The 21,336-nt window shown below is 63.5% G+C and carries 21 protein-coding genes; 13 read left to right on the top strand and 8 right to left on the bottom strand.

Annotation, left to right across the window (positions count from 1 at the left end; genetic code table 11):
- Positions 1 to 5: 5 nt before the first annotated feature.
- From ACFRJ9_RS09750 to ACFRJ9_RS09735, 4 genes are all read right to left on the bottom strand, one after another.
- On the bottom strand, positions 6 to 2,054 hold the full coding sequence (locus tag ACFRJ9_RS09750) for a fructose-specific PTS transporter subunit EIIC (protein WP_377666893.1): 2,049 nt from the start codon (positions 2,052 to 2,054) through the stop codon (positions 6 to 8).
- A 2-nt stretch (positions 2,055 to 2,056) separates the two neighbouring features.
- Entirely contained in the window at positions 2,057 to 3,043 is a 987-nt protein-coding gene (locus ACFRJ9_RS09745; protein ID WP_377666890.1) for a 1-phosphofructokinase family hexose kinase, read from the bottom strand.
- Entirely contained in the window at positions 3,040 to 3,831 is a 792-nt protein-coding gene (locus ACFRJ9_RS09740) for a DeoR/GlpR family DNA-binding transcription regulator (protein ID WP_377666887.1), read from the bottom strand. The genes ACFRJ9_RS09745 and ACFRJ9_RS09740 overlap by 4 nt, the downstream gene beginning before the upstream one ends.
- Positions 3,832 to 4,494: 663 nt before the next feature.
- Positions 4,495 to 4,926, bottom strand: a complete 432-nt coding sequence (locus ACFRJ9_RS09735) for a hypothetical protein (protein ID WP_377666884.1) — start codon at positions 4,924 to 4,926, stop codon at positions 4,495 to 4,497.
- Between the two features lie 169 nt (positions 4,927 to 5,095).
- Here ACFRJ9_RS09735 and ACFRJ9_RS09730 point away from each other — a divergent pair, with 169 nt between their 5' ends.
- The 3 genes from ACFRJ9_RS09730 (at position 5,096) to ACFRJ9_RS09720 (ending at position 7,791) form a co-directional block, all read left to right on the top strand.
- Positions 5,096 to 5,869 (top strand): GAF and ANTAR domain-containing protein, encoded by a 774-nt coding sequence (locus ACFRJ9_RS09730; protein WP_377666882.1) that lies wholly within the window; start codon positions 5,096 to 5,098, stop codon positions 5,867 to 5,869.
- A gap of 284 nt (positions 5,870 to 6,153) precedes the next feature.
- Positions 6,154 to 6,612 carry a hypothetical protein gene (locus ACFRJ9_RS09725; RefSeq protein WP_377666879.1) on the top strand — a complete coding sequence of 153 codons (459 nt, stop codon included), beginning with the start codon at positions 6,154 to 6,156 and terminating at the stop codon, positions 6,610 to 6,612.
- Positions 6,613 to 6,651: 39 nt separating this feature from the next.
- Positions 6,652 to 7,791 carry a glutamate--cysteine ligase gene (locus ACFRJ9_RS09720; RefSeq protein WP_377666877.1) on the top strand — a complete coding sequence of 380 codons (1,140 nt, stop codon included), beginning with the start codon at positions 6,652 to 6,654 and terminating at the stop codon, positions 7,789 to 7,791.
- A 23-nt stretch (positions 7,792 to 7,814) separates the two neighbouring features.
- On the opposite strand, the gene ACFRJ9_RS09715 is transcribed toward ACFRJ9_RS09720, so the two are convergent.
- Entirely contained in the window at positions 7,815 to 8,216 is a 402-nt protein-coding gene (locus ACFRJ9_RS09715; RefSeq protein WP_377666875.1) for a VOC family protein, read from the bottom strand.
- 10 nt (positions 8,217 to 8,226) lie between these two features.
- Positions 8,227 to 8,676: a helix-turn-helix transcriptional regulator gene (locus ACFRJ9_RS09710; RefSeq protein ID WP_377666873.1), complete on the bottom strand. Its 450-nt coding sequence runs from the start codon at positions 8,674 to 8,676 to the stop codon at positions 8,227 to 8,229.
- A gap of 26 nt (positions 8,677 to 8,702) precedes the next feature.
- Between ACFRJ9_RS09710 and ACFRJ9_RS09705 the strand changes: the two genes are divergently transcribed.
- The 4 genes from ACFRJ9_RS09705 to ACFRJ9_RS09690 all read left to right on the top strand — a co-directional run bounded on the left by ACFRJ9_RS09705 (position 8,703) and on the right by ACFRJ9_RS09690 (position 13,672).
- The gene (locus tag ACFRJ9_RS09705; RefSeq protein WP_377666871.1) at positions 8,703 to 9,338 is read left to right on the top strand and encodes an alpha/beta hydrolase; all 636 of its coding nucleotides are present in this window, start codon (positions 8,703 to 8,705) and stop codon (positions 9,336 to 9,338) included.
- Between the two features lie 205 nt (positions 9,339 to 9,543).
- Complete coding sequence (locus tag ACFRJ9_RS09700; RefSeq protein WP_377666869.1) at positions 9,544 to 10,545, top strand: LacI family DNA-binding transcriptional regulator; 1,002 nt, start codon at positions 9,544 to 9,546, stop codon at positions 10,543 to 10,545.
- Between the two features lie 8 nt (positions 10,546 to 10,553).
- Positions 10,554 to 11,285 carry an HAD family hydrolase gene (locus ACFRJ9_RS09695; RefSeq protein WP_377666867.1) on the top strand — a complete coding sequence of 244 codons (732 nt, stop codon included), beginning with the start codon at positions 10,554 to 10,556 and terminating at the stop codon, positions 11,283 to 11,285.
- A 29-nt stretch (positions 11,286 to 11,314) separates the two neighbouring features.
- Entirely contained in the window at positions 11,315 to 13,672 is a 2,358-nt protein-coding gene (locus ACFRJ9_RS09690) for a glycoside hydrolase family 65 protein (RefSeq protein ID WP_377666865.1), read from the top strand.
- 29 nt (positions 13,673 to 13,701) lie between these two features.
- On the opposite strand, the gene ACFRJ9_RS09685 is transcribed toward ACFRJ9_RS09690, so the two are convergent.
- A complete protein-coding gene (locus ACFRJ9_RS09685) occupies positions 13,702 to 15,354 on the bottom strand; it encodes a PucR family transcriptional regulator (protein WP_377666862.1) in 1,653 nt (550 codons plus the stop codon).
- A gap of 128 nt (positions 15,355 to 15,482) precedes the next feature.
- Between ACFRJ9_RS09685 and ACFRJ9_RS09680 the strand changes: the two genes are divergently transcribed.
- Genes ACFRJ9_RS09680 through ACFRJ9_RS09660 form a run of 5 tightly spaced genes read left to right on the top strand, consistent with a single transcriptional unit; the run spans position 15,483 to position 19,841 of the window.
- Positions 15,483 to 16,760 (top strand): alpha-hydroxy-acid oxidizing protein, encoded by a 1,278-nt coding sequence (locus tag ACFRJ9_RS09680; protein WP_377666860.1) that lies wholly within the window; start codon positions 15,483 to 15,485, stop codon positions 16,758 to 16,760.
- A gap of 10 nt (positions 16,761 to 16,770) precedes the next feature.
- On the top strand, positions 16,771 to 17,715 hold the full coding sequence (locus ACFRJ9_RS09675; RefSeq protein WP_377666857.1) for an ABC transporter substrate-binding protein: 945 nt from the start codon (positions 16,771 to 16,773) through the stop codon (positions 17,713 to 17,715).
- Positions 17,716 to 17,744: 29 nt separating this feature from the next.
- Positions 17,745 to 18,668, top strand: a complete 924-nt coding sequence (locus ACFRJ9_RS09670) for an amino acid ABC transporter permease (RefSeq protein ID WP_377666854.1) — start codon at positions 17,745 to 17,747, stop codon at positions 18,666 to 18,668.
- Entirely contained in the window at positions 18,668 to 19,432 is a 765-nt protein-coding gene (locus tag ACFRJ9_RS09665; RefSeq protein WP_377666851.1) for an amino acid ABC transporter ATP-binding protein, read from the top strand. Before ACFRJ9_RS09670 ends, ACFRJ9_RS09665 begins: the two co-directional genes overlap by 1 nt.
- 28 nt (positions 19,433 to 19,460) lie before the next feature.
- On the top strand, positions 19,461 to 19,841 hold the full coding sequence (locus ACFRJ9_RS09660) for a RidA family protein (RefSeq protein WP_377666848.1): 381 nt from the start codon (positions 19,461 to 19,463) through the stop codon (positions 19,839 to 19,841).
- Here the strand turns inward: ACFRJ9_RS09660 and ACFRJ9_RS09655 are convergent, their stop codons facing one another.
- A complete protein-coding gene (locus ACFRJ9_RS09655; RefSeq protein ID WP_377666846.1) occupies positions 19,842 to 20,198 on the bottom strand; it encodes a hypothetical protein in 357 nt (118 codons plus the stop codon).
- Between the two features lie 178 nt (positions 20,199 to 20,376).
- On the opposite strand from ACFRJ9_RS09655, the gene ACFRJ9_RS09650 reads away from it, so the two are divergent.
- Positions 20,377 to 21,174, top strand: a complete 798-nt coding sequence (locus ACFRJ9_RS09650; RefSeq protein WP_377666844.1) for a class I SAM-dependent DNA methyltransferase — start codon at positions 20,377 to 20,379, stop codon at positions 21,172 to 21,174.
- The last annotated feature ends 162 nt before the right edge of the window (positions 21,175 to 21,336 follow it).

The raw sequence follows: 21,336 nt of genomic DNA, 5'->3' as shown, positions 1-21,336 counted from the left end.
GAAGTCTAGACGCTGGCGGTGACTGGAACGGGTTCTGCTTCCACCGGCTTCCGGACTGCCCAACGCTTGAGGGCAACCACGATCAGCGCGGAGACCACGGTGCCGGCCAGGATGGAGATGACGAACATGGCCAGGTTGCCGATGGCGAAGAAGACGAAGATGCCACCGTGGGGAGCCTGCGACGTTACACCGGTTGCCATGCACAAGGCGCCGGTCAGTGCGCCGCCCACCATGCTGGCCGGGATGACGCGCAGCGGATCGGCTGCTGCGAACGGGATGGCGCCTTCGGAGATGAACGAGGCGCCGAGGAGCCAGGCGGCCTTGCCGTTTTCACGCTCGGCCAGGCTGAAGCGCTTCTTGTCCAGCACTGTCGCAAGGGCCATTGCGAGTGGGGGAACCATGCCGGCAGCCATGACCGTGGCCATGATCTGCCATGGTGCCTGGTTGGCAACCGCACCGGCACCGAGGCCTGCCACTGCGAAGGAGTAGGCAACCTTGTTGACCGGGCCACCCAGGTCGAAGCACATCATGAGGCCCAGGATGATGCCGAGCACTACTGCGGATGCACCCGTCATGCCCGACAACCAGGTGTTCAGGGCGACAGTGAGGTTCTTGATCGGTCCACCAAGGACCAGGAACATGAGGCCGGAAGCCACAATGGAGGCGAGTAGCGGAATGATGACCACGGGCATGAGGCCGCGCAGCCAGCGCGGAACCTGCCAGGTGCCGATCCAGTGGGCCACCACGCCGGCCAGGAGGCCGCCGACCAGGCCGCCCAGGAAGCCTGCACCCATGAAGCCCGCAACGGCTCCTGCGGTGAAGCCCGGTGCGATACCGGGACGGTCCGCGATGCCGTAAGCGATGTAGCCCGCCAACGCGGGGACCAGGAATCCGATGGACAGGGCGCCGATCTTGAACGCCACGGCGCCAAGGTAGATGGAAAGTCCGCCTTCAGGCAGGTTGAAGAGGTTGTTCTCCAACACCACCTTGTCCGCGACAGCGGTGATGTCGTAGCCGCCCAGCAGGAAGCCCAGGGCAATCAGCAAACCGCCACCGGCCACGAACGGGATCATGTAGGAGACGCCCGTGAGGAGTGCGCGCTTCAGCTTCTGGCCGATGTGCTCGCTGCTCTCTTCCGCCTGGCGCTCGGCCTGCTCTTCAGCGCCAAAGTGCGGAACGCGGCGTGCGTGCGGGTCATCCGCAGCGGCCAACGCTTCCTGGACCATCTTGGCGGGCTCGTCGATGCCGCGCTTGACCGGAGCGTTGATGACCGGCTTTCCCGCGAAGCGCTCCTTGCCGCGGACGTCGACGTCGACGGCGAAGATCACCGCGTCAGCCGCAGCAATCACTGCCGGGTCCAGCGGCTTGGCGCCCGAGGAACCCTGGGTTTCGACCTGGAGGTCGACGCCCATCTCCTTGGCAGCGGCAACCAGGGAGTCAGCTGCCATATAGGTGTGCGCAATGCCGGTGGGGCAAGCGGTCACTGCCACGATGCGCTTGGGTGCTGACGCAGCGGCCGCTTCGCCGGCAATGGGGGTCGTGCCCGCTTCGCGATGCCCAACCACTCCGCGACCCCCATTCCCGGCTTCGCTGGTGCTCGGAGCGTCACCGATGGCGCCATCAACCAGGTCCACGATCTCTTCAGGAGAAGACGCTGCACGCAGCGCCGCGGTGAAGTCCTTCTTGATCAGCGATCGTGCCAGCTTGGAGAGCAGTTTCAGGTGTTCCTGGTCCGCGCCGTCCGGGGCTGCGATGAAGAAGATGAGGTCCGCCGGGCCATCCTTGGCACCGAAGTCCACCTTGTGGGACAACCGGGCCATGGCAAGGGCAGGTTCCGTGACTGCGGCTGAGCGGCAGTGCGGGATCGCGATGCCGCCGGGGACGCCGGTTGCGGTTTTCTGCTCGCGGGCGAAGGCATCGGTGAAGAGCCCTTCAACCTCGGAAGCACGGCCCGCGGCGGCAACTTTGCCGGCCAGGACGCGGATGACGTCGGCAGGGGAGTCGCCCAGGTTCTGGTCGAGGGTGACCAATTGGGTTGTGATCAGCTGGGTCACTGTTAGTCCTTCTGGAGGGCCGTGATGGTTACGGCGTCGGGGGTTGTCTGGTGGACTGCAGGGACAGTGGAGCCCGGCAGCGAAGCAGCAGCGGCACCATGTGCCACGGCTTGACGGAGGCAGTCCTGAGGGGAACCACCCTGGGTTGCGGCCAGTAGATAGCCGGCCAGGGAGGAATCCCCGGCGCCTACCGTGCTGACTGCCTTGATGGGCGGATGCGTGGCGAGCCACGCTCCGTCCGCGGTCACCAGGACTGCGCCCTTGGACCCGAGTGTTGCGAGAACGGCGCCTACACCGCTGGCGACGACGGCGGCAGCGGCTTGGGCGGCTTTGGCCGGATCCGCTTCCAGTTCGTCAGCTGTGGAGACGTTGGCGAAACCGGCAGCGGCGGCGAGCTCCGCGAGCTCCTCCGCGTTCGGCTTGAGCAGGTCCGGCTTTCCTGCGGCATCGCCCACCAGGGCTGCCGCAAGCGGAGCCCCCGAGGAGTCGATGGCGATGCCGGGGGCGGCCGTTCCATCCGCGTTCGACCGGAGCCGACGCGCGATTGTGGCGTAGAAGTCCGCGGGCACTCCTGGTGGGAGCGAGCCCGCGAGAACCACCCAGCTGGCGCCACGGGAGCGCTCCAGCAGCAGCCCGATCAGGGCTTCCTGCTGTTCACCGCTCAGCTCCGGGCCGGGTTCGTTGATCTTGGTGGTGACGCCGTCCGGTTCGGTGAGTGTGACATTGCTGCGCAGCGCCTGACCGATGGGCAGGGCCGCAAACGGAACGCCGCCGTCGTGCAGTCCGGAAAGGACCGGATCCGAATCGGCGCCCGGAAGGACTGCCAGTGTTTCGAGGCCGGAGGCCACGAGAGCGCGGGACACGTTCACGCCCTTCCCGCCGGACTCCTGGTGGACGGCCACCGCGCGCTGAACCTCGCCGCGAGCCAAGGCTCCCGGGAGTTCCACAGTTCGGTCCAAGCTGGGATTGGCGGTGAGCGTGACGATCATGCGATCACCACGTCGACGCCGGCGTCAGCCAGGGCTGCTGCGAGTTCCGCTGAGGGTTCGCTGTCTGTGATCAAGGTGTCAACATCCTTCAAAGTGGCGAACTGGACCAGTGTTTCGGCGTCCAGCTTGGAAGAGTCGGCCAGGGCCACCACGCGGCGGGCCGACTTGACGAAGGCTGCCTTCACGGCAGCTTCCTCGGGATCGGGCGTGCTGAGCCCGAAAGCGGAGTGGATCCCGTTGGTTCCCACAAAGGCGATGTCCGGACGCAGGCGGTAGGCCGCCTCCACGGTGGACTGCCCGACGGCGGCCTGCGTCAGTCCGCGGACACGGCCACCGAGGATCTGCAGAGCGATGCCCGGCGTGGACGAGAGCTTGCCGGCGATGGGAATGGCATGGGTGATGACTACGAGTTCGTCGCCGCCGTTGGGGGAGGGGGTCCTGGCCGCCAGTAGGTCCGCAAGGATTTCAGTGGTGGAACCGGCGTCCAGCAGGATGCTGCCGGTGGTTGGATCGGGGATCAGTGCAAGGGCGGCGTTAGCGATGCGAAGCTTCTCCGACTGGCGCTGGACGGCGCGTTCGAGGATGCTTTCCTCGCGGGTGCTCAGGCGATCGGAGGGGACTGCACCGCCGTGTACCCGGCGGAGGTTTCCGGAGACCTCAAGGGCCGCGAGGTCGCGGCGGATGGTCTCAGTGGTGATGCTGAAACGGTCGGCGAGGTCTGTGACGCTCACCCGTCCGCGCTCTGCGACGAGTGCGGAGATCAATTGCTGGCGCTCTTCGGCGAACACTTACCCTCCATTGCGGTAATGCCAATTTTCAGTGCAACCACTTGCGTGACTGCTGTCACAACGATGTGGAATTGCTTGACTCTATCTTTGTTTATGTTGGTAAGTCAATAGAAAACAACACAAACACAGATATGTGGGCATGGAGCGACCGAGGGCCGGGTGCGGGCGGGCAAAAGGGCATGCCGCACTCCCTGTAGTGCGGCATGCCCTCGTTCGGATCCTGACTGGGGGATTTGCCAGGATCCGGTCTATGGGGTGGGTTTTGGCGTAGGGTCCGGGACCGGTGGCGGCCCGGGCTCGGGCAAGGGAACGGGCTCGGGGGTGGGTGGGGGCTCCCGGGTGGGGTCGGGGTTCGGATCGCGTGTTGGATCAGGGTGCGAGGGATCCGGTGGGAATTCGCTCATGCTTTTGAGCTCCCCTGGTAGTCCTGGCGCGGCAGCCGGGAACTTCCCGTGGCGCTGGAAGGATACCTGCTGGCATACCCGGTCCCCGGGTAGTCGATGGGGAGGTTGTCGGGATCGGGCGGGTCCGGCAGTTTGTGCTTGCCGGACAACCTGCGCTCTGACGTGCCGGCCGAAAATTCGTTCCTCTTGGATTCTGCGTACATTGTGTCCCTCGCGGTAGTTCCATCAGGGGTGCTGCAGTTGATTGCTTTCAGGATCCTCAGTCAGGGATTTCCATGCGGAAACCGCAGTGACATCCCAGAATGCGGGTATTGATGTAAACCTCGTAGAGCCGCTCCCGGACGCCATGACTGAGCGAAAGGGAGGCCTGTATGCGCCGCAGCTCGCAGCTTTTGGTTTTCATGGGCTCCCCGCAGTGAAGGTATTGGCCGCCAAACTGGAGTAGTCCCTGGGTAATGCCGGGCCGGTTCAGTACCACGGCAACTTTCTGGACGGAGGCAAGCTTCCGGTAGGAGAACCGGCAGGCGAGGCATTCGTAGGAGACGTCAACAACGTTGGGCACCGGCGGATAATGCGACTGGATCGAGTTCACCAGTAGATGCTGATCGGTGTTGCAGCGCGCGCACCAGAGCGGTTCGTCGGGCGGCTGTTGGGCTTCGTCCGGAACTCGGGATGCTGGCTGGGCCGGCATGGGTCACCTCGGCATCAAAAACACGGGGCGCCCATCTGCTTGAGCGAATGACGATCTAATGTTGCATGACCGTAGCTAGATTCTGCACTGAAGGGTCCGTGGAATGCAAGGATTTGCCTTCGCCCGGAAAAGGCTCAACACTGAGGTCCCGGCAATCGTAAACTAAGGCATGGACGAGATGAACGTTGAATTTGCGGTGCCTGAAGATGTCTCCGCACCCAACGACGTCTCGGTGCCAGAGCAGCTGCAGGACCTTGTCATCGACAGCGAAGACGTGGGTGGATTCCTTGGGGAACTCGCGGTGTTCTCTGCAGCTGCCGTGTCCGAAGCGGTTGGATTCCCCGTGCTCTGCGGCATCACGCTGAGCCGGCGTCGCCGCACCGCTACCGTGGCCGGCAGCACCCATGAAGCCCGGCTGATCGACGAAGTCCAGCAGGCGTACGGCGACGGGCCCTGCCTGGAAGCCATGCGCAGCCACACCACCGTCCATGTGCCGGACACGTCCACGGAAGAACGATGGTCCGATTACTGCACTGTCATTGCACAGCGGGGCCACCTCGCTGCACTCTGCGTGCCCTTGGAGTTGGATGAAGGGGCCACGGCGGCGCTCAACTTCTTCGCCCCGCAGGCCAACGTCTATGACGAGGCCACCATCCGCAGCTGTGAGCTCTATGCCAGCCAAGCCGAACGATCGTTGCGGTTGGCGGTGCGGATCGGCGTGAAGCAGCAGCACGCGGACGACCTCCAGGATGCCATGCAGAACCGGACCGTGATCGACCTTGCGTGCGGGATCATCATGGGCCAAAACCGCTGTACCCAGGACCAGGCTTTCCAGATCCTGAAGAAGGCTTCGAGCAGCCGCAACCAGAAGCTTCGGGACGTGGCACAGACGCTCATAGAATCTGTCGCCAACCAGGCGCCCGTCGCTCACTTCGAGCCCTGAGCCGCCGGGGTGGCAATCTTTCACTTGTGACGTCCGCCACTAGTGAACTACATTCATAGGTGGGTTAAGCAGATAGCCCTTGGAGCCTCGTGACTTGAGCCATTCGAGTTGGTACAAGAACTGCACCTTTTAGCCGCGGCCTCTATCGGCCGGCTCGCCGTGTGCATTCACGCAGGCTTTCCAATGGGACAAATCAGCTTTGCCCGACATGTTCAGTGCTTCCCGCTAGGGCCTGTTGTCGGAAAACACCTCACGGTGGATACGTGCATCAAAGGAGAATGGCAATGACGCTTACATCCCCGATTCCCGCCCCGGAACCTTTATTGGGCGCGGAACCCGCAACTGTGGATACCGGAAACCGTCCGTGGTGCACGGTGTGCGATACCGATTCCTACGTCTTCGTGGAGACGGTTGTTGAAGCAGGGCAGGATCGCTCGGAGATTGTTGAAGTCAGCTACACCTGCAGTGAATGCGATACGTTTTACGCCCATGCAGTGCGTTTGGACGCGCTGATACCTGAGATCCAACACGAGTTCCTCTCCATCTCCGCAGCCGGACTCTGGTTCAGCTGCACCCATTGCGGCGATCCCATGACGTTGGGCCGTCCCACCGAACGCGTTATCGAGGCGCCCCGGAGCACTGACGATCCGAGCAGCCCGAGCCTGCTGGAGGTGTACTTGCAAACACAGGTACTTCACTGCCGTTGCGGTTTCCAAATGGAGGTTCCGCGTCACGTCGGATAACCGCCGTCTCTAGTAAATCCAGCGTGGAGAGGGCCAGCTATGCGGACGTTTGGTGTCGAGGAGGAGCTGCTGATTGCCGATCCTGCGGACGGCATGCCCTTGGCCTTGGCCTCTGGTGTCCTGGACGTGGCGGTCTATCCCGGCGAGGACACCGATTCCGGTGATGAACCTTCGCTGAAGTCGGAATTCAAGCAGGAACAAGTGGAGGTCAATTCACGGCCCTGCACTACGGCCACGGAGTTGCGGTCCGAAATCCGGAACGGCCGGGCCGTGGCTGACACGGCTGCACGGGCGTTGGGTGCCCGTGTGGCGGCACTGGCCACGCCCCCGGTGTTTCACGCGACACCCACACAGGGCAATCAGCGCTACGCCACCATGGGCAACGAGTTCGGGTTGATAGCGCGTGAACAGCTCACCTGTGGGTTCCATGTGCACGTGTCCATCGAGTCGCCCGATGAAGGCGTCGCTGTACTCGATCGCATGCGCCACTGGCTTCCCGTGCTCCTGGCGCTCAGCACCAACTCGCCGTTTTGGATGGGTGCAGACACCGGTTTTGCCAGCTACCGGACGCAGATCTGGAACAGGTGGCCCACTGCCGGTCCCATGGACGTTTTCGGCTCGGCGGACCAATACCGTGGTGTCCTGGCGGACCTGCTGGGCACAGGGGTTCCGCTGGACGAGGGCATGATCTACTTCGACGCCCGGCTCTCCAGGGGGCACCCCACCGTTGAGCTGCGGATCGCCGACGTCTGCCTGTACGCCGAGGATGCCCTCACCATAGCGGTCATCGCCCGCGCCTTGGTGGAAACTTCGGCGGGCGAATGGCGCAGGGGGGAGCCGGCGTCGAGCATGGTGACGCCCGTCCTGCGCATGGCGAACTGGAAGTCCAGCCGTTTCGGCGTGAACCACCAGCTTCTGCACCCACTGGAATTGAAGCCGTATCCAGCCGCCGATGTAGTGGACGCGCTGCTCCGGCACGTAGGTCCTGCCCTCACGGATTCCGGGGACCTGGCACTCGCGCGGGCCGGGACTGCGAACATCCTCCGGCGCGGCACGGGAGAACGGCTCCAGCGGCAGGCCTACAGCCGGCGGCTGCGGTTGTCCGATGTGGTGTCCGCCGCCATTGCATCGACGCACCAGGACGGCGAACTGTCCGACGCCGGCCTGCTAAGCCGCTAGCGGGCCGGCGTCGGGTCAAGCAGTCAGCCCTGGTTGATGCGGATCATGTTGCCGGAGGGGTCGCGGAAGGCGCAGTCCTTGGGGCCCCAGGGCTGGACGATGGGTTCCTGAAGGACTTCGGCGCCGGAAGCGCGGAGTTTCTCGAACGTGGCATCGAGATCGTCCGTATTGAACACGAGCATGGGCATGACGCCCTTGGTGAGCAGTTCCTGGATGGCGTCGCCGTCGGCCTGTGAACGGCCGGCGTGCGGAGGCGAGAGGACAATCTCAAGATCGGGCTGGGCGGTGCTGCCGAGGGTGACCCAGCGCTGTCCGTCCGAGCCGACGTCGTTCCTGACCTCCAAGCCGAGGGCGTCCCGGTAGAAGGCGAGGGACTCGTCGAGATCGTTGACAGTGACGTGTGCGTACTTCAATGAAATGTTCATGTTTCACACGCTATTGCAGCTCTGACGTGGGCGCTTCTTCAATCCTGCTCAGATTCCTGGTGTTCTTGCGTTCCGGCCGTGTGTGCTGTTTGGCGATGCAGTTGGGCATCGCTTTCACTGCGTGGTGCTCCCGGGAGCGGTAGTCGCTGGGGGTGATGCCGACGATTTCCGTGAAGCGGGTACTGAAGGATCCCAAAGACGTACAGCCGACTTCCATGCAGGCATCGGTCACGGTCATTCCCGAGCGGAGCAGGGCCATGGCCCGTTCGATCCGCCTGGTCATCAGGTAGTTGTACGGCGATTCGCCATAGGCCGCCTTGAACTGCCTGGAGAAATGCGCGGGGGACATGAGGGCGCCGGCGGCCATGGTGGGAACGTCCAGCGGCCGCGCGTACTCGCGGTCGATGAAATCGCGGGCGCGCCGCAGATGGGCCAGGTTGGCCAGTTCCTGCGGTGTCATGCGGCAAGTCTACTAGTCTCGTTCCCATGGATTCAGTGGTTTGGTCTAGGGCCGAGAACGAGCGCGCGGGCACCCCCTTGCTGGTGATGCTCCACGGATACGGCACCAGTGAGCAACGGATGGTGAATCTCTTTCCGCACCTTCCCGGGGAGTTCAGCTGCGCGGCCTTGCGGGGTCCGAAAGTCATCGGCGACGACTACGGCTGGTTCCTGCTGGACTACTTCCTGACCAACGATTTCGCGGATGTGATTTCATCCACCAACCGGGTGTTCGACTGGATCAACTCCGTGAAGCACAACCACAGCAGCGTGAGCCTGCTGGGTTATTCGCAGGGCATGGCCATGGCCAGCACGCTCCTGCGGTTGCGTCCCCACGAGTTCGCGGCAACCGTGGGATTGTCCGGGTTTGTCATGGACAACGACCTCCTGGCCCTGAGCGAATCGTTCGACGCTCCTCCGCCTTTTTTCTGGGGGAGGGACAAGGCCGATCCCGTGATCAACGAGGACGCGGTGTCCCACACCAAAGAGTGGCTGAATGCCAATGTTGCCTTGACCGCACGGACCTATCCCGGCATGGGCCACAGGATTGAGCCCCCCGAACTGGTAGATGTCAGTGCGTTCCTCAAGTTCTATGTGCTGAACGGGAGCGGAACGATCGGCTGATAGCCGCCGATTAGAAGGCATCTTGCCCCCAGAATCAATCCCTTGGTGAGATTCGCGTCACAATTTCGCATTCACGCACACTCTATTGAATGACAAAATTGTAAGCGCTTACACTTTTGGCTGGAGTCCCGTTCAGGACTCCCCTCCAAGGGGCAGGCGAGTATGGAAAGGGTTGAGGCCGTGTTGCATGGTTAGGACTCACAAGGTGACAATCCAGGACGTTGCAGTCCTCTCCGGGTTGTCCATTTGCACGGTGTCGCGGGCCCTGAGGAATCTCCCCAACGTTTCCGAAAAGGCCCAACGAACGGTGGCGGAAGCCGCGAGCAAACTCGGTTACAAAGCCTCCGCGGCAGCATCCCGCCTGGCCGGCGGCAGCACAGGTTCGGTGGCAATCGTGGCCCCGACAGCTACGGCTTGGTTCTTCGCCCAAGCCGTGGAAGCAGCGGAAGAGGTCTTCGGCGACAGCGGCTATGACACGGTCCTGATCAGCCTCCGCAACAAGGCCAGTGTGAGGCGCCAGGTTTTTGGCGACCTCGAGAACCTCGCGCAGAGAGTTGATGGCCTGCTGCTGCTCAATATCGACCTCGAGCCGGAGGAGTTGGAAGCCTTGGAAGCGTCCGGCCTGGCCCTGGCCAGCGTGGGCATGGGAAATGTTCCGTGGGACAATGTAGGTATCGACGACGAACACGCAGCCTGGCAGGCAACCCAACACCTGCTGGGGCTTGGCCATTGGGACTTGGCCGTCCTCTCGAGCAATGAACACCCCGTTCTCACTGAGACTCCACGGTTCCGCGGCTTCAAGCGTGCACTGGATGAACACCACCTCACCGTCCACCCGGACCTTGTGGTGGGCGCCGGTCCAAGCATCGAAGACGGCCGGCGGGCCATGACGGAACTCATTACCCGCGGTGCCCGGCCCACGGCAGTGTTTGCCCATTGCGACGAGGCCGCATTCGGTGCCCTCATGGCGCTCCGTGAATACGGCCTGTCCGTGCCCAAGAACGTGTCCGTGATCGGTATTGATGACCATCCCATGAGCTGGTTCCTTGGCCTGAGCACAGTGGCGCAACCCGTTGCCGACCAAGGGGCCTTCGCGGCGAACCTGCTGTGTGAACGGCTCCTGAATTCCGAGAACCCCCACCAGCCCTCCAACCACCTGCTCGATACCAAGCTCATCGAACGCAAAACCACGCGCCACAAGCGCTGAACGGAACTATGCACATGACTGATCTTCGTAATGCCTGGACCGGCGCCACGGCGCTGCTGTTCGACCTCGACGGCGTGCTGACGCCCACGGCCGTAGTGCATGAGCAGGCCTGGCAGGAACTGTTCGATGGTTACCTGGCCGAGGCCGGACATCCTGAGGGCTACCAGGAGAGCGACTACTTTGATCACATCGACGGCAAGCCGCGCTTCGATGGCGTCCGCGATTTCCTGACCTCCCGCGGCATCACGCTGCCGGAAGGCCCGGCGGACGACGATCCCACCAACACCACCGTGCAGGGCCTGGGCAACCGCAAGAACGCCATTTTCAACGAGATCGTGGGTTCCCGGGGCGTTGAGCCGTACGTCGGGTCGGTCAAATTCATCAACGCGGCCGTTGAGCTTGGGCTCCAAGTGGCTGTTGTGTCCTCATCCCGGAACGCGCCCGCGGTACTGAAAGCCGCCGGACTCGACCACCACTTCGAGGTTGTGGTCGATGGGCTGGTGGCTGCCGACGTCGGGCTTCCCGGTAAACCGGACCCGGCAACCTACGTCTACGCAGCGGGCCTGTTGGGCGTGCCTGTGGAGGAATGCATCGTGGTGGAGGATGCAGTCTCCGGCGTGCAAGCCGGTGCGGGCGCTGCGTTTTACGCCGTGATCGGCGTGGACCGCGGGGCGGGCCGCAAAACCCTGCTGGACGCTGGCGCCACGCTGGTTGTCGACGACCTCAACGATCTTCTCTGACCCTACTTTTCGAAGGACTTCATCCGCCCATGGCACTCATCAGCTCCGATCGGCTGCGCTTCCCCTGCGAGCCCTGGAAGCTCGTGGAAAACATCCACGTCCCCGGTGACGAGGGAACCTTGGAGACGCTGTTCGCGCTAGGCAACGGCCACCTCGGCATCCGAGGCTCCCACTCAACAGCCGGCGACGGCGAACTCCCCGGCACGTTCATCAACGGTTTCCACGAGATCTGGGACATCAAGCACGCCGAGAATGCCTACGGTTTTGCCCGCACGGGCCAGAGGATCGTCTACGTTCCGGACGCCAATAACTTCACCGTGTCCATTGACGGCGAGGCCCTGAGCCTGGCCGAATCCACGGTGCTGGACTATCACCGCAGCGTCGACTTCTCCACAGGCGTCTATGAGGAATCCACCACGTGGGCGTGCCGGTCGGGCGCTACTGTCACCACGGCCGAACGCCGCGCTGTGGGGTTCGATTCCCGCGGATGCCTTGGCCTGGAACTGACCATCAGCGCTGACCGTGACGTGTCCGCGGACATAACGTCCGGCGTCGTGAACCGCCAGGACCAGCCTGTGGAGGACCACTCGGTCCACGATCCCCGCCGCTCCGGCCGGCACGCCGGCCGGGTCCTCCTGCCGCTGCACCTGCAGGGCGCCGATGGCTCCCTTCGCCTCGCCTGGGAGACCTCTGAATCACGTCAACGCGTTGCCATGGCCGTGGATCACTGGATCTCCGCCGAGGGCCAGCCGTTCGAGACCGTCGTCGCGGAGGACGAGTCGTCCGTTCGCTACGTTCTGGCCATCCACGCCGGCGAAGAGTTCCGCGTGGAAAAGACCGTCAGCTACGTGGTGGCGGGCTCGAAGGGCGATGCTGAGGACGTCGGCGAGACCCTTGCCGCCGAGGCGGAAGCCAACCTGGTGCCGTTCTTGGACATCCTTGCGCAGAGCAGGGAGCATTATCAGCAGTATTGGACCACGGCGGACGTTTCAATCGGTGGACAGCCTGAACTCCAGCAGGCCGTACGATGGGCCCTGTTCCAGTTGGCGCAGGCCACTGCGCGGGCGGGCGTGGCGGGAATCCCGGCCAAGGGCGTCAGCGGTTCCGGGTATGAAGGGCACTACTTCTGGGACCAGGAGGTCTACCTCCTGCCGTACCTGACGTACACCAACCCGTGCGGCGCCCGAAAGGTGCTGGAATCGCGGCACGCCATGCTTCCGGACGCCCGGGTTCGTGCCAAGGAACTCAGTGTGGACGGCGCACTCTTCCCGTGGCGCACCATCAACGGCCTGGAGGCCAGCGCCTACTACGCAGCGGGTACGGCCCAGTTCCACATCGCCGCGGCCATCGCTTTCGCGGCCAACCGCTACGAATGGGCCAGCGGCGATGAGACGTTCCGGACCGAACTGGGTGCCGACCTCTTGATCGAGACGGCGCGCATGTGGGCTTCGCTGGGCTTCTTCGGCAAGGACGGCATGTTCCACATCCACGGCGTCACCGGCCCGGATGAGTACACGGCCGTGGTCAACGACAACCTGTACACCAACGTCATGGCGCGCTTCAACCTCCGTGCCGCCGCTGCCCTGGAACACGAGGGGAGCACCGATACCGAGCGCATGGTGTGGCGGCAGGCGGCCGAGCGGATGTCGCTGCCGTATGACCCTCACTTGGAGGTCTTCAGCCAGGACAACGACTTCATGACCCTGGAGCCGTGGGACTGGAACACGCCGAAGTCCAAGTACCCGCTGCTGCTGAACTTCCACCCGTTGGTGATTTACCGGCACCAGGTCCTCAAGCAGGCGGACACCGTGCTGGCCATGTTCCTTCAGTGGCAGGACTTCAATGCTGAGGAAAAGCAGCGTGCGTTCGACTTCTACGATCCCATCACCACGGGCGATTCCACCCTCTCCGCCTGCGTTCAAGGCATCATGGCGGCGGAGGTCGGCTACGGCGACGTCGCGTTGAAGCATTTCACCGAGGCCCTGTTCATCGATCTGGATAACTCGCACGGCAACACGATCGACGGCGTCCACATCGCCTCCACGGGTGGCATCTGGAGTTCGCTGGTCTGCGGTTTTGCCGGCATGCGGGACCAAGGCGAAGTCCTGCGTTTCGATCCCCGCCTGCCCGTCGAATGGGAAGGGCTCTCGTTCAGGCTCAAGGTGCAGGGGCGCCTGTTGTCCGTGGACCTTTCGCAGGGTTCCATCGCCTTGGCACTCGTGTCCGGTCCGGACTACAGTGACGAGCCGTTGCGCCTGAACGTGCGGGATCAGCACGTCACCGTGGGCGGGGACACCGTCACGGTGCCGCTGGATACCGTGCCGGTGCCGCCGCCGTCGATCTTCCCCAGCGTCTTCCCGACGGCGGGACTCCCCATAGTTCGATAGTGCGGGTTCGATAGGCCGGCTGCGCGCGGCTACTTCGCGGCGAGGTCCATGGTGGTCAGCCGCAACCACAGCCAGAGCCGCTTCTGCGGGTCCGCCAGGTCGAGGTTGAAGTCCTCGGCCAGGCGGGCCACGCGATACCGGACGGTGTTGTTGTGCACATGCAACTGGGCGGCCATGGCGGAGATATTTCCGTTGCTCGCCAGGTACGCCCGCAAGGTGTCGAGGTAATCCGTTTGCTGTTCTGCATCGCGGGTTTGGATCCTGGCGATGTCATCCACGCCGGCCAGCCCGCTTTCCTCAATGAACTGGCCGATCTTCAACAGGTTCAGCGGTACTTGAAAGTCCTCGAACAGGGCCACCCTGGGTGCTTCACCGCCCCGTGATTGCTGGTTCATCAGGTGGTGCATGGTCTGCATGGCCTCGGACCTGGACCGGGGCAGGTCTTCTACGCGCGCTGCGATTCCTCCCACCGTCGCAATGAGCGGGTGGGAGGAAATGGTGTGCGAGTAGGCGGCGATTTCCTGGATGATCCGCCCTTGGACGGCCCTGGGGGCACCCCCCTGGCAAGGCAACAGGGCGTACACTACGGAGCCGATAAGGGCGCTGTGGCTGGTATTGAACTGCACGTTGCACACTGTGGTCACCAGGTGCAGCAGCCGGTGGATGTCACGCACCGACTCCAGGCTGCCGGTCTCGGGACGGGCGATCGAGAACGCCGCGACCGCGAGTCCGTTCGCGGCGTCCAGCCCCAATTGTGCGGCGGCAAAGGAAGCGTGCGGCGCATCGTCCATGAGCGTGCGGATCAGGTCCGCGTTGCGTCGCTCCCCGAAGTCGGAGGCCGAACGGGCGTGAAGCATGTGCAGTCCCGCGAGGGGGGCCATCCGGTCCAACGCCTGCAAGGATGCTTCCCGTCTTTCCTCCCCGGGATCGATGATCCAGATGGAACCAAGAAGCTCTCCGCCTGCCCGCACGGCCAGTGCCAGGCGGGCCATGCCGTCATCCAACGCGTCCACCAGCACAGCTCCCGGTGAGGCGTAGACCCTTTTGAAGTCCGGATCGAACGCCGGCTGGGTGGTTTCCTCCAGAGTGAGCGTGGTGATCCTGCGAAGCTCGTCGATGGGCTGGCCCGGCAGGGTTGAGTAACCCAAAATCCGGCCCAAGGGGTCCACGATGCTGGCCGCACCGTTGGTGATGGACGCCGCTGCGTTGGCGAAAGCATAGAGGTCTCCGAGCCGCACCCCGGAGACTGAATCCGCGGCCGCGCCCATGACCGAGGCCCTGGCAAGGGTGACCAACCGTGTCCAGTCGGCCCCATCCGGTGCCACGAGCACGGCAAGGCTGTGCCGGACAGCAGCAGAGCGGAGTTGTTCCATGAGGGCGCCGTGGGCCTTGACGATCACCGCGGCCGCATTGCTGTTAGCCGCCCTGTGCAAAAGCTGGTCGAAGTCCGGCGTTCCGTAGGTGCACCCGACGGCGAGGATGATGCGGTCATCCACGCTGGACCAGTTGTCCAGGGGGTCGTACATCAGGACGTCCGAGACGAGGTGCCCAAGGTTCTCCGGCGTCGGATTGGCGTGCACCAGGTCCGCCTGCATGAGCTGGAGGCAATCGGAGAGCCTCACCACGGATTGCTGCAGGCCTGACTCTGCTGGCGTGGCGGCGGTCTGGGGATCTGATTCCATCTATGGAAGTTATCACAAGGCAATCAGCAATCTTGTGGAGGAATTCACATATAGCGTGGAGGAGATCTGCGTCACCATTGGGAAAGGAGCTGGACGGGTTACCCCAGCAGGAACGCAAAGGACACACCATGAAACTCAAGGACATCAAGGCGCTCGCCTCGGTGCAAGGACCGGCCCGATCCGTCGCGGAGCGCCTGTCCAGGAGCTGCTACAGCGTTGAAGACATGCGGAAACTGGCCGCCAAACGCCTGCCCAAGAGCATCTTCGAATACATCGAGGGCGGTGGCGAAGACGAGGTCTCGCTGCGCCGCAACCGGTCCTCGTTCGACGACTGGTCCTTCCTCCCCAAGTGGGGTTCCGTGGACAACCTGGACCTGAGCTCAACCCTCCTCGGCGGACCGGTTTCCATGCCTGTGACCCTCTCGCCCACAGGCGGTACCCGGCTTTTCCACCCCGAGGGAGAGTCCGCCGTCGCCCGGGCCGCGCTCGCCGCAGGTATTCCCTACGGCTTGGCGCACCTGAGCACCACCACCATGGAGGATGTCAGCGCGGCAGCGCCCGGGCTTCGGCGTTGGTTCAACCTGGAACCAACCTCGGACAAAGGCCTGCTGCAGGCAGTCCTGGACCGCGTTTCAAACGCCGGCTATGAGGCCCTGCTGGTCAACGTGGACTGCCGGGCAATCGGACACCGCGAGCGGGACTACCGGAATGGTTTCACCGCCCCGCCGTCCATCAAGCCCAAGACCGTGGTGGAGGGAATGCTGCACCCCGCCTGGGCGCTGGGATTCCTTGCCAACGACGCAATCGCCTTCCCCAACCTGGACGCCGAGATTCCAGAGGGTCCGCTCGCCAGCTCCCCGGACATGTGGCGGACACTGCTCGCCGGCTCCTATGAACCCACGGACTGGGACGACATCCGGGAGTTACGGGAACGCTGGAATGGTCCGATCGTCCTCAAGGGCGTCGTCAACCCGAACGACGCCGCCCTGGCAGCGGACATGGGAATCGACGCCATCCAGGTCAGCAACCATGGCGGACGCCAGTTGGACCACATGGCGGCGCCGCTTGATGTCCTCCAGGACATCGTTGACAGGGCTGCGGGCCGCATGGAAATCATCGTCGACGGCGGCATCCGCCGGGGCTCCGACGTGGTCAAGGCGCTGGCCCTCGGCGCAGATGCCTGCTCCATCGGACGCCCTTACCTTTACGGGCTCGCGGCCGCCAGCCAGGCAGGCGTCGCCCACGTCCTGAAAATGTTCCACGCCGAAATGACACGCACCATGATGCTCCTCGGAGTGTCCACCATCGAGGAACTGCGGACGGAAGGCCGGGAACTGATCCGGCACCGCAACGAAGCCTTCGCCCGCACCCAACCCACCGAGCCCACCTGGGCTTTGCAGAAATGAGCACCCTGACATGAAGAATCCCCCATTAACCCGTCGGAACCGGTTCATCGCACCGGGCATCGTCGCCAGCACCGCAGCGCTGATGCTCGCGGTGACGGCGTGCAGCCCCACAGGCAACGCCTCGGCGTCGAATCCGTCCGGCGACGCTGCCGCAGCGGGAACCGGCGTCCCCGCGCTGGAAGTCAACCAGGCCGCCGTCGAGCTTCTCCCGGACTCCATCAAGGCGTCCAAGGTGCTGCGCGTGGCAATCCCCACCAACGAACCGCCAACGCAGTTCTACCGCGAAGGCACGCAGGAAATGACCGGAACAAACCCGGACGTGGCCCGTCTCATCGGCGAGGCATTGGGTGTCAAAGTGGATATCCAGGTGGCCAATTTCGACTCCATCATTCCCGGCTTGGCGGCCAACCGCTACGACATGACCGTCTCCTCCATGACCCCCACCGAGAAGCGCATGGAAGTCCTGGACTTTGTTGACTACATGCAGATCGGCAACGCGATCGCAGTCCCCAAGGGAAACCCCGGGGGAATCAAGGACGAGACAGCACTCTGCGGCAAGAAGGTGGGGCTACTCACGGGCTCGTACCAGCTGACCGTGAACGTTCCTTCATACGATGAAGCCTGCGCAGCTGCCGGCAAGGAAGCCCTCCAGAAGAGTGAATTCCAGGACACCCGGCAGGCCATTTCCGCACTGACCAGCGGCCGCTTGGACACCGTGTTGGCTGACTCGCCCATCCTGAACTTCGCTGCCACGCAGAACCCGCAGATTGAGGTTGCCCGGACGTACGAGTTCGCCCCCGTGGGCGTGGGTGTGCCCAAGGAATCCGGGCTGGTGAAGTCGGTCTCCGCTGCCCTGGACGCTGTGATCAAGAGCGAGTCGTACACCAAGGTTCTTGGCAAGTACGGACTTGAATCCAGTGCCATCACCGACGCACGCGTCAACTTCGCGCAGTAGTGAAATCCCCAAGTAGAGAGGTGACGGCCATGCATCAGCAACCCTCAGTCCCCGACACCAAGGAGCCGGCTACAGCGGCTGCCGGTGACTCCATCCCCGTGGTGCCGTTGAAGCATCCGGTCCGTTTGGCCCTGGCAATTGTCCTCATCCTGGTGGCGCTCAGCGCGGCATGGGATGTGGCCGTGAACGAACGCTACCGCTGGGACGTTGTGCTGTCCTATCTGTTCGCCCCGCAGATCCTTGCCGGAGCCGGGCTGACGCTGTTGCTGACCGTGGTTTCCATGACAGTTGGCATTGCCCTGGGCACGCTGCTTGCGATCATGCGGCTCTCCGACAATCCGATCCTGAGCACCATCAGCCGCGGGTACATCTGGTTCTTCCGTGGAACCCCGCTGCTGGTCCAACTGATCTTTTGGTACAACATCGCGGCCCTGTACCCGGTGATCGCGTTCGGGCTTCCGTTCGGCGGGCCCTCCATGGTCCTGGGCTCCGCGAACGTGCTGATCTCTCCGCTGGGTGCCGCCCTCCTGGGGTTGTCGCTGAACGAGGCCGCGTACATGGCAGAGATCATCCGCGGTGGCATCGGCTCCGTGGACAAGGGCCAGTACGACGCCGCCCGCGCACTGGGAATGAGCGGCGGCAAGCTCATGAACAGGGTGATCCTGCCCCAGGCCATGCGCGTGGTGCTGCCTCCCACCGGCAACCAGGTCATTTCGATGCTGAAAGGCACTTCTCTTGTGAGTGTCCTGGCGATCTCGGACCTGCTCTACTCGGCGCAGATCATCTACGCGACCAACTACCAGACCATTCCGCTGCTGATCGTTGCCAGCCTCTGGTACCTGCTCATGACCACTATCTTGAGCTTCTTCCAAAACAAACTTGAACGCCGGTACGGGCGCGGCTTCGACTCGGCGCCGCGACGGATCCGCAAGCCTAAGACAAGGACAGCATGATGACTACTGCCATGGTGGAAGCCCGGGGAGTCCGGAAGAACTTCGGCGTTATCGAAATCCTGAAAGGCATCGACCTCAGGGTTGAAAAAGGATCCGTGACCTGCCTGATCGGCCCGTCCGGGTCCGGAAAGACCACTTTCCTGCGCTGCATCAACCATTTGGAAAAGGTGGACGCCGGCCGCTTGTACGTGGACGAGCACCTGGTGGGTTACGCAGAGCGCAACGGCAAGCTCTACGAGATGAAGGAACGCCAGACCGCACGTTCACGGCTCAACGCCGGCATGGTGTTCCAACGCTTCAACCTTTTCCCGCACATGACCGTACTGGAGAACATCATCGAGGCACCCGTGCACGTGCTGGGACGCCCACGGCGTGAAGTTGCAGTGGAGGCACAAGCCCTCCTGGACCGCGTGGGGCTTGGCAACCGCGGGCACTCCTACCCGCAGGAACTCTCCGGCGGCCAGCAGCAGCGCATAGCGATCGCACGGGCGCTGGCCATGAAGCCCAAGCTGATGCTTTTCGACGAGCCGACGTCCGCCCTGGACCCTGAGCTTGTTGGCGAAGTCCTGGATGTCATGAAATCCCTGGCTGAGGCCGGGATGACCATGGTGGTGGTCACCCACGAACTCGGTTTCGCCCGGCAAGTGGCGGACCAAGTGGTGTTCATGGACGGCGGCGTGGTGGTGGAAAGCGGCCCGCCCGAGGAAGTCCTGGACAACCCACAGCAGGAGCGAACCAAGGCGTTCCTCTCCAAGGTTTTGTAAGTTCTCCAAGCACAACGAAAGGCACCACATGTCCCGCCAGCAAGTCATCACCGAGCTCGCACCCAGCCCGGCCGGCCCCTACTCCCAGGCCATTGTGGCCAACGGATTCCTCTTCACAGCCGGCCAGACGCCCCACCATCCCGTCACGGGCGAACGCGTTGGGATCACCATCGAAGAACAAACGATCCAAGCAATGAAGAACCTGGGTGAGGTCCTCGGCGCCCACGGGCTCGACTTCTCCCACGTGGTCAAGGCAACCGTGCACCTGCACCACCCGGGGCGCGACTTTGACGGGTTCAATGGCATCTACGAGCAGTACGTTGTGGCCCCTTATCCGGCCCGCACCACTGTTGGCTCGTTCCTGGGCGACTTCCTTGTGGAGATCGACGTCGTGGCGGTCATCCCGTAGTCAGTTGCTGCTGATGTCGGCTTCCGGCGTCTTGCCGGAAGCCCGACGCCGGTCCAACTCACTGTTGATGAGGTCCAGCAGCGCTTGGGCCGGCTCGGACAAATGATGGGTGTCGGCTGAGCCCAGCTGATCGCAGTGGATGAGTACGTGGCGGATGCGTTCCAATTCGCGGGACGGAACCAGTGGCCAGCGGTGAAACAGCTGCCTGACGGCGATGGCTCCGAGGAGGGCGTCGGGTTTGCTGAGTGCACCGTGGTTTCCGTGGGCTCCTGCTGCTCTTCGTCGAGCGACAGTGGCCGCGGAAGGCGGTGCTCCGTGGGCCAGAAGGATTTCGGCCTTGAGGGAATGGGGGGCCATGTGGACCTCCAGGAAGAGAATAAGCGAAGCCGGCTGCGTGACTTTGAAATTAGCTTACAGAATGTGAGTTACCTCACGCCAATGTTTAGGTGAGTGGTCCGCCGTCGTAATTCACTTTTCCGCACTGCGGCGCCTGGGCGTAGCAGCGCGGCCGCTACCTGCCTGCAATAGTGGAGCCATGATCAACCAGCAGCAGCTCTGGGACGACGACGCCGCGAAGCAGTACGACACTCCAGGGGAAGGCATGTTCTCCGCAGCCGTCCTGGGCCCCACTGTGGAGGTCCTCTCCCGGCTCGCGGGCACCGGCCGGGCAGTTGAGTTCGCCATTGGTACGGGTCGGGTGGCTATCCCGCTCTCCGAGGCGGGAGTCCGGGTCGCCGGCGTCGAACTTTCCCACGCGATGATCTCCCGCCTTCGTGAGAAGGTCGGTGAGGACCAGATTCCCGTGGTGCAGGGTGATATGACCGAGGCGCGGGCGGGTGAGGACTTCTCGCTGGCGTTCCTGGTGTTCAACACCATCTCCAACCTCCTGACACAGGACGAGCAGGTCCGCTGCTTCCAAAACGCGGCCCGACACCTTGCCCCGGGCGGGCGGTTCGTGGTTGAGCTCTGGGTGCCGCAACTGCGCTCCCTCCCGCCCGGGCATGGCGGAACGGTGGAGGTCAGCGAATCCGGGTATCTCCTGGTGGACACCTACGACGTACTGCGCCAGCACGTCGTCTCCCATCACGTGCGATTCGGCCCGGGCCTATCGGACGGGCGGGATGCCCGGATCGGGCGGACGCCGCATAGGTACATCTGGCCCAGCGAGCTTGATCTCATGGCGCGCTTGGCAGGGTTTGAGCTGGAGTCCAGGTGGGCGGACTGGGACCGCAGCGACTTCACAGCAGAGTCCCGCAGCCACGTGTCGGTCTACCGGCTCCCTCCCGCCGTCGAGAATGTGTCGGTTCCGGCCGACCAGCCCGGAAACAAGTAGCCCTGGTTTTTGGAAGCGCACCCGATGAGGGGGCCGCAGGGAGAGCCGCTGCTGTTCTACGTACGGAGTGGAAGTCTTTACCCCTCACGCGGGCCCGTTTTTATAACTCTCCGGTCGCGAACCGTTGAGGTCCTGGCGTCGGAGCGAGTCGGGGGAGGGAGA

This window comes from Paenarthrobacter sp. NPDC056912, assembly GCF_042786555.1.
In the GTDB taxonomy this organism is placed as follows: domain Bacteria; phylum Actinomycetota; class Actinomycetes; order Actinomycetales; family Micrococcaceae; genus Arthrobacter.
This window is presented reverse-complemented; position numbering and strand designations above follow the sequence as displayed.

Bases quoted from the DNA above. Each gene is read 5' to 3' on its own strand.
- ACFRJ9_RS09745 (WP_377666890.1), bottom strand. From the start codon at position 3,043: ATGATCGTCACGCTCACCGCCAATCCCAGCTTGGACCGAACTGTGGAA.
- ACFRJ9_RS09735 (WP_377666884.1), bottom strand. From the start codon at position 4,926: ATGCCGGCCCAGCCAGCATCCCGAGTTCCGGACGAAGCCCAACAGCCG.
- ACFRJ9_RS09730 (WP_377666882.1), top strand. From the start codon at position 5,096: ATGGACGAGATGAACGTTGAATTTGCGGTGCCTGAAGATGTCTCCGCA.
- ACFRJ9_RS09725 (WP_377666879.1), top strand. From the start codon at position 6,154: ATGACGCTTACATCCCCGATTCCCGCCCCGGAACCTTTATTGGGCGCG.
- ACFRJ9_RS09720 (WP_377666877.1), top strand. From the start codon at position 6,652: ATGCGGACGTTTGGTGTCGAGGAGGAGCTGCTGATTGCCGATCCTGCG.
- ACFRJ9_RS09715 (WP_377666875.1), bottom strand. From the start codon at position 8,216: ATGAACATTTCATTGAAGTACGCACACGTCACTGTCAACGATCTCGAC.
- ACFRJ9_RS09710 (WP_377666873.1), bottom strand. From the start codon at position 8,676: ATGACACCGCAGGAACTGGCCAACCTGGCCCATCTGCGGCGCGCCCGC.
- ACFRJ9_RS09705 (WP_377666871.1), top strand. From the start codon at position 8,703: ATGGATTCAGTGGTTTGGTCTAGGGCCGAGAACGAGCGCGCGGGCACC.
- ACFRJ9_RS09695 (WP_377666867.1), top strand. From the start codon at position 10,554: ATGCACATGACTGATCTTCGTAATGCCTGGACCGGCGCCACGGCGCTG.
- ACFRJ9_RS09690 (WP_377666865.1), top strand. From the start codon at position 11,315: ATGGCACTCATCAGCTCCGATCGGCTGCGCTTCCCCTGCGAGCCCTGG.
- ACFRJ9_RS09685 (WP_377666862.1), bottom strand. From the start codon at position 15,354: ATGGAATCAGATCCCCAGACCGCCGCCACGCCAGCAGAGTCAGGCCTG.
- ACFRJ9_RS09680 (WP_377666860.1), top strand. From the start codon at position 15,483: ATGAAACTCAAGGACATCAAGGCGCTCGCCTCGGTGCAAGGACCGGCC.
- ACFRJ9_RS09675 (WP_377666857.1), top strand. From the start codon at position 16,771: ATGAAGAATCCCCCATTAACCCGTCGGAACCGGTTCATCGCACCGGGC.
- ACFRJ9_RS09670 (WP_377666854.1), top strand. From the start codon at position 17,745: ATGCATCAGCAACCCTCAGTCCCCGACACCAAGGAGCCGGCTACAGCG.
- ACFRJ9_RS09665 (WP_377666851.1), top strand. From the start codon at position 18,668: ATGACTACTGCCATGGTGGAAGCCCGGGGAGTCCGGAAGAACTTCGGC.
- ACFRJ9_RS09660 (WP_377666848.1), top strand. From the start codon at position 19,461: ATGTCCCGCCAGCAAGTCATCACCGAGCTCGCACCCAGCCCGGCCGGC.
- ACFRJ9_RS09655 (WP_377666846.1), bottom strand. From the start codon at position 20,198: ATGGCCCCCCATTCCCTCAAGGCCGAAATCCTTCTGGCCCACGGAGCA.
- ACFRJ9_RS09650 (WP_377666844.1), top strand. From the start codon at position 20,377: ATGATCAACCAGCAGCAGCTCTGGGACGACGACGCCGCGAAGCAGTAC.